This window comes from Mesorhizobium sp. P2_D5, assembly GCF_056404355.1.
In genome coordinates, this window is sequence record NZ_JBFUEE010000001.1 from 1,506,934 (window position 1) to 1,513,363 (window position 6,430).

A 6,430-nucleotide genomic window follows, 5' to 3' on the forward strand; every position below is an offset into this window, starting at 1 on the left:
TGCCGCTTGGGATTTTTCAAAGTACCGTCATGGCCAGTAAGGCTTGTGACGGTACTTTTTTGCCCGTAAGGAATTGAAAGTAAATAGAATTTTCTGTCGACAGGCCTCGAAAATACCCTGACGGTACTTTTTTGGAGGCAGCAGCTATGCTGACTGACGTCGCCATTAAGTCATTGAGACCAAAAGAAAAAGTCTACAAGGTTGCGGACCGCGACGGTATGTATGTCAAGGTCATGCCGAGTGGCGCGATCTCGTTTATGCTGGACTACAGGCTCAATGGGCGCCGTGAGACGGTGCAACTAGGCAGATATGGACGAGACGGAATCTCGCTCGCACTCGCTCGAGAGAAATGCCTGGACGCCAAGCGCGCCATCAGAGATGGGCGGTCACCAGCGATAGAGAAGCAGCGCGAGAAGCGTCGCCTGAAAGAGGCGAAGAGTTTTGGCGGGTTCGGGGAGAAGTGGCTCACCGCCGCGCCGATGGCCGACAGCACGCGCGCCATGCGGCGTTCCATCTTTGAGCGCGAGCTTCTTCCTGCCTGGCGCAATCGCCTGCTGGCGGAAATCACACCGGACGATCTACGAGCCCACTGCGGCAGCATCGTTGAACGTGGCGCGCCGGCGACCGCCATTCACGTGCGAGACATTCTGAAGCAAATCTACAGCTTCGCGATCCTGCACGGCGAGAAGGTGGCTAATCCGGCTGATGAAGTTGGACCCGCATCGATTGCCACGTTTGTGCCGAAGGACCGCTCGCTTTCGCCCTCGGAAATTCGCGTGATGCTAAGACAGCTCGAGCACATCGCCACGCTTCCCACGATCCGTTTGGGGATGCGGCTTTACCTGCTGACGATGGTGCGCAAAAGCGAGTTGCAGGACGCGGTCTGGGATGAGGTCGACTTCGAAAATGCGGTTTGGACCATTCCAAAGGAACGCATGAAGCGATCGAAGGCGCATAATGTCTACCTGTCGCGCCAAGCGCTCGACATCATGATTGCCCTGAAGACCTGTGCGGGAAATTCCAGATACCTTCTTCCATCGCGGTACGATGCGGATGCTCCGATGTCGCGTGCAACGTTCAATCGGATCACTTACGCAGTCGTCGAGCGCGCGAAGTCCGAGGGGCTGCCCCTCGAGCCGTTCACGGTTCATGACCTGCGGCGAACGGGCTCAACTCTGTTGAATGAACTTGGCCTCAACAGCGATTGGATTGAAAAGTGCCTGGCCCACGAGGACGGACGCTCGTCGCGTGGCGTCTACAACAAGGCCGAATACGAAATGCAGCGCCGCCATATGATGCAGGAATGGTCGGACATCATCGACGCCTGGGTCGTTGGCAAGAAGTTCGTCCCGACGCTCATCCCGCCGTCGATGCCCCTCTTGGAGCCTGATCCGGCTCTCTGATCGGCCGAGCCCGACGCTGCTTAAGGTCCGGTTTCGGAGCGCGCAAGATTGGCTTTGAGCGACGGGCCGCGAGCCATGCTTGAACCTCGCCCAGATCCCAAACCACGCATCTTGGAGTCAAGGCGAAGCGTCGCGGGAATTCGCCCCGCTGTTCCATTTCGTAGATCGTACTGTCGGCAAGCGGCACCATTTCACGCAGCTGGCGTCTCCGGATTGTGCGCTTCAGTGCTTCTTCATTCGATCGGGTCATCTCGTGCTCCTCAGCAACGAGTCGAAATTGAAGGCGATTGTGTTCGATGAGAAAAGTGCTTCAGCCCCGGCGTCGTGTCATCGGCGGTTTCGACCTGTGAAAGGGACAAGTCTGACCGGGTCTTGATCTTCAGATGTTCAGGTATGCATTGGCTTCGACCGAGCCCCCCGGCTTTCCAAGCAAAGGCAGCAACAACAGGAGGAGTTGACGAATGTCAGTTCCCAACCGCTGACGATCGTCGCTTGACACTCGGCCTTGCCAAGGCGCTGCTGACTGAGCCACGGTCTATCATTGTCGCCTGTAGCAAGGTTTCCTTGGCAGGACCCGTAGCCTCGCCTTGCAAACGAGCGATCAGATCTTCTGTCGCAGCTTTGGCTAAGTCTCTGATAGGCTGCGACACAACGGTCAGGGGCGGCGTCACCGCCGCCGTCCAGTCGGCGTCGTCAAAGCAGATGAGCGAAACCTTGTCGGGTATCGATAAATCCAGCTCCCGAAGAACGTTGAGAAGGACGAGGGCCACGGAACTGTCGGTTGCGAGAAAAGCGGTCGGACGGTTCGCGGACTGACAGAGCTGGCGCAACTGGCGAGCAAGATTCTCAGTGTCCCATCCTCCGAGGATAATCAGCTTGGGGACAATCTGGATTCCGGCGTCGTGGAGCGCTGCGCGGTAACCGTCGATACGCTCTCGAACGGAGGAAATCAGGTAATGTTGCTCCCCGCGAGAAGGAGCGTTGGACACAAGCGCGATGCGTCGGTGTTCTTGCTTGATGAGAGATGCCACCGCCTGATGGGCCGCGCGAAAGTTGTCAATCGCAAAGGTGTCGGCATTGAGTACCGGCACGCGTCTGTCGAGAAGGACAAAGGGGCAGCCCATGTCCCGCGCGCCGATGAGGTGATCCACCTCGATGCTGGAGGTTGGCGAAACAATCAGGCCATCGACACGGTTGGCGAGCAGCACGCGCACCGCGTCACGCTCAAGCTCAATATCCTCGTCGGTGTTGGCTAGAACCACACCGAAGCCATTTGCACTGGCTGTGTCTATGATAGCCCGAATGGCTCGCGCAAAATACAGATTCTCAATATCGGCTACAACGACGCCAATCATCTCGCTGCGGCCGGTCGCCATGCTGCGGGCGAGTTGGTTGGGCTGGTACGCCAGGCGTTTTGCGGCGTCGAAGACGCGCTGGCGCGTCTCAGCACCGGCATAGCCGTAACCGCCAAGCACCCGCGCCGCGGTTGCGCTTGAGACACCCGCCGCACGCGCAACGTGGGCGATCGTCGGCTGAGCGCCGGAGCGTCCATTATCCTTCATGGTCTGATCGCATCCGCGTTGCGGGACTCGTGCCCGTGCATGGCGGACAAATAGACCGCCGCGACGCCCCTTGACAACCCATTGGGAAATGTGAGAGCGTTATCACATGAGAGCGCTATCACATCTTGATCGCAAAAAGAGAGGCACTGTGAATCGATACTCCAACCTTGTCCCAACAGATGTCGATTTCCGTCGCATCACTGAAGCCGCCGTCGAGCAACGCGAACGGATCAGGCAAGTGGCCAAGGCCGCAGCTGATGGAATGCGCAACCTCTTCCTGATCGGTTGCGGTGGCTCCCTGAACGACTTCTCTGCCGCATCGTACCAGTGCGACCGAAGCGCCGGATTTCCGACTTTCTGCCTTAATAGCGAAGAGTTCAATCGCCGCCGTCCTGCGCTGCTCGGGCCGGGATCAGTGGTGCTTGTCGCATCGCACAACGGCACGACGGGAGAAACGATCGAAGCCGCTCGCTGGTCGCGCTCCGCCGGCGCCCGCGTCATCGGCTTTACTAAGAACGAGACGACCAAACTCGCCGCCGAATGCGATGACGTCTTCACGTACCACAGCGACCGAACCATCCTGGCGCCGAAGCAAGTGCTGATTGGCCTGATGGTGACGGCGCTTCTGAAGGAAGCCGGGGCAAAATTCGATTTCGCGGCATTGGAACAGGCTTTCGCTGCGGTGCCGGCAGCTTTTGAACTGGCTGTGCAGGAGGCGGAGGCGCGCCTCCACGAGATCGCCACTGACTTCGCGGCCGAGACCCTGACTTACGTCCTGTCCGCCGGTCCCAATCAGGGCGCCGGCTACGGATTCGCCATGTGTTATCTCATGGAGATGCAGTGGAAGCACGCGTCCTGGTTCAACGCGAACGAATTTCTGCATGGGGCTTTCGAGGTTGTTCAGCCCGATACGGCGGTTCTTCTGTTCAAGGGCGAAGACGAAACCCGCCCGGTGATCAACCGAGTTGAGGCTTTCCTTAACAAGAACACCCGGCGCTGCCGCGTGATCGATTCGATGGACTACAGCCTGCCCGGCGTGCCGGCGTCGATGCGTGGGGACATTTCCCCGCTCCTTCTCTCGACCCTTTCCAAGCGTTTGGCCGAACACTACCAGGCGGTCACCGGGCATTCGCTCACGGAACGCCGCTACATGTTCAAGACAACCTACTGAGGCATTTCGCATGCGTGTTTGTGGCGTCGGTGACAATGTTGTCGACCGATATTTCAATCAAAGGCTGATGTTTCCGGGAGGCAACGCGGTGAATTTCGCTGTTCACGCCCGGCGAAGCGGAGCGCACGCTGCCTATCTCGGCGTGATCGGCACCGATGCCGATGGCGATCTGATCCGCTCGAGCCTGCAGGCTGAAGGCATTGAGCTCGAGCGGCTGCGTGTCGAGGACGGGCCCAATGCCTTTGCCACCGTTCATATGGACGACAGCGGCAACAACCGCAGATGGGGCCTCTGCGAGAAAGGCGTATCGATGTTCCGGCTCGACAACGCCGATCTCGACTATCTTGCCGGCTTCGACCTGGTTCACACCGGTGAGACAAGCCGATTGGACAACCAGCTTCCCGACATTCGCGAGCGCGTTGCGATCTCCTTCGATTTTTCCGAACGGAGTTTGGAATATGCTGCTGGTGTCCTGCCTTATTTAAGGGCAGCTGCCTTCTCGCGCGGCAGTGCCGGCGACGACGAAGTGGCGCGTGTTCTGGATTCCGCCCAATCGGCCGGCGTCGAACTGGTCACGATCACCCAGGGCGCGCGTGGCGCCACAGTGTGCCACAAAGGCGAGATCCTGTTCGCGCCCGCGGTTCCTGTCGATGCCGTCGATACGCTCGGCGCGGGCGACGCATTTGTAAGCCGCCTCGCGTACCGCGTGCTGACCGGCGTACCGCTTGCCGAAGCGGCCAGCGATGCAGCGCAATACTCCGCGCTCATCTGCGGCACGCGTGGCGCCTTCGGCCATGCCCGTCCCATCACACGCGAAATACCATCGTGAGAGCAAAATGAACGAGAACCCTTCGAACTCCAGGCTCATCTTTCCTTCCGAGGCGGATTACGGCAAACGCCTCGAACGCGCCCGAACTGCGATGAAGCAGGAAGGCATCGACGTTCTCGCGCTGTCGAGCTTCGACAATCATCGTTTCTTTGCCGGACTGGATGGCATCGCATCGGTGCGGCCGGTCTGGTTCGTGCTGCCACAGGATGGCGCGGCGGCTTTTGTCTCGCCCCGCATCGAAGCACCTGAGATAAGGGCGCAATGCAGCGTGCCCGTGGCTATCGAATGGGTCGAATGGGAAGAGCCGGGGAAGCCGCCCATGTCGTTCTCAGCCGCGCTCGCCGAGCATATCGGGAAAGTAGCTCCGGAAGCCCGCACGATCGGCGTCGACTTCGACGCTACCTCGGCGCGCAATCTCGACCTGGTCAGGGATGCCCTTGGTACCGAACGTATCCGGGACGTGACAGTCACGCTTCGTGAGGTGCGTCGCCGCAAGGATGCCGCAACGATCGACGTCGTCCGGCGCTGCGCCGACATCGCTGCCCACCAGTTCAAGGCAAGCTGCGAAGCTGTAGCCCCCGGTGTTCCCGAATGGGAAGTGGCGCTTGTTTCCCGCACGGCCGCGATGCGGCGTGCCGCGGAATGGTGGAACGGCGATGAGAACCATTCGCCGCTTCTCCAGGGCATCCATGTCATGGGTAGCGGCAGCATCCGTTCAGGGCGCGCCCATGCAGTTGCCGCCGGTCGGTCTATGCGGGAAGGGGAACTCCTGCAGCTCTGCTATTGCGGCCGGCCGTTCTTTGGGCACGGCATCTGTTTCGACCGACCGGTCCAGGTGGGGTCGACGGGTTTGCCGACGGATGTCCGCAAGATCGTGGACGTCGCACGCAAGGCCCAGGAAGCGGCGTTGGCAAAGGTGCGCGAGGGCGTGACGACCGGCGAGGTTCACGCTGCCGCCGTCGCGGTCATCGGACGCCACGGCTGGGACCGTGCCATGCAGCATCGCACCGGTCGCGGGATCGGCCTTTCCGATCCTGAGTTTCCCGAGATCAAGGCCAGCGACCCGACCGTGCTTGAAGCGGGAATGCTCCTCGGCATCGAGCCGGGCGTCTATGTCGACGGTATTGGTGGCGCCCGCTTCGGCGATACCGTGCTCGTGACCGAAACCGGATACGAGCCGCTTACGCCGCTTGACCTGGGAAGGGCCGTGGAATGACAGGCCAGCCACTCCCCGCCGTTTCCTTTCAGGGTGTCACCCGGCGCTACGGAAGTGTGTCTGCGGTGAGCGACGTTACCCTCGACATCTCGTCGGGGGAGTTCTTCGCGCTGCTCGGCTCGAGCGGTTCCGGCAAGACGACGCTCCTCATGCTCCTGGCGGGGTTCGACACGCCAACCGAAGGCCGCGTGCTGATGTCGGGCACGTCCGTCTCGGACGTGCCTCCGCATCGGCGACGGATCGGGGTGG

General features: G+C 60.5%; 7 protein-coding genes. 5 read left to right on the forward strand and 2 right to left on the reverse strand.

Features of this window, described 5'->3' with window-relative positions; genetic code table 11:
• The first annotated feature begins 146 nt into the window (after positions 1–146).
• Complete coding sequence (locus tag AC1DYW_RS07000) at positions 147–1,403, forward strand: tyrosine-type recombinase/integrase (RefSeq protein ID WP_477225545.1); 1,257 nt, start codon at positions 147–149, stop codon at positions 1,401–1,403.
• Here AC1DYW_RS07000 and AC1DYW_RS07005 read toward each other — a convergent pair.
• Positions 1,357–1,653: a helix-turn-helix transcriptional regulator gene (locus AC1DYW_RS07005; RefSeq protein ID WP_436163053.1), complete on the reverse strand. Its 297-nt coding sequence runs from the start codon at positions 1,651–1,653 to the stop codon at positions 1,357–1,359. The two genes, AC1DYW_RS07000 and AC1DYW_RS07005, sit on opposite strands and share 47 nt — an antisense overlap.
• A 214-nt stretch (positions 1,654–1,867) precedes the next feature.
• Entirely contained in the window at positions 1,868–2,965 is a 1,098-nt protein-coding gene (locus tag AC1DYW_RS07010) for a LacI family DNA-binding transcriptional regulator (protein WP_477225546.1), read from the reverse strand.
• 148 nt (positions 2,966–3,113) lie between these two features.
• On the opposite strand from AC1DYW_RS07010, the gene AC1DYW_RS07015 reads away from it, so the two are divergent.
• The 4 genes from AC1DYW_RS07015 to AC1DYW_RS07030 form a co-directional block, all read left to right on the forward strand.
• Complete coding sequence (locus tag AC1DYW_RS07015) at positions 3,114–4,136, forward strand: SIS domain-containing protein (protein ID WP_477225547.1); 1,023 nt, start codon at positions 3,114–3,116, stop codon at positions 4,134–4,136.
• 67 nt (positions 4,137–4,203) lie between these two features.
• Entirely contained in the window at positions 4,204–4,965 is a 762-nt protein-coding gene (locus AC1DYW_RS07020) for a PfkB family carbohydrate kinase (RefSeq protein WP_378987575.1), read from the forward strand.
• Positions 4,966–4,972: 7 nt separating this feature from the next.
• Positions 4,973–6,181, forward strand: a complete 1,209-nt coding sequence (locus AC1DYW_RS07025; RefSeq protein WP_477225548.1) for a M24 family metallopeptidase — start codon at positions 4,973–4,975, stop codon at positions 6,179–6,181.
• Between the two features lie 65 nt (positions 6,182–6,246).
• Positions 6,247–6,430: ATP-binding cassette domain-containing protein (locus tag AC1DYW_RS07030; RefSeq protein WP_477225549.1), on the forward strand; the 184-nt coding region annotated here is incomplete at its 3' end.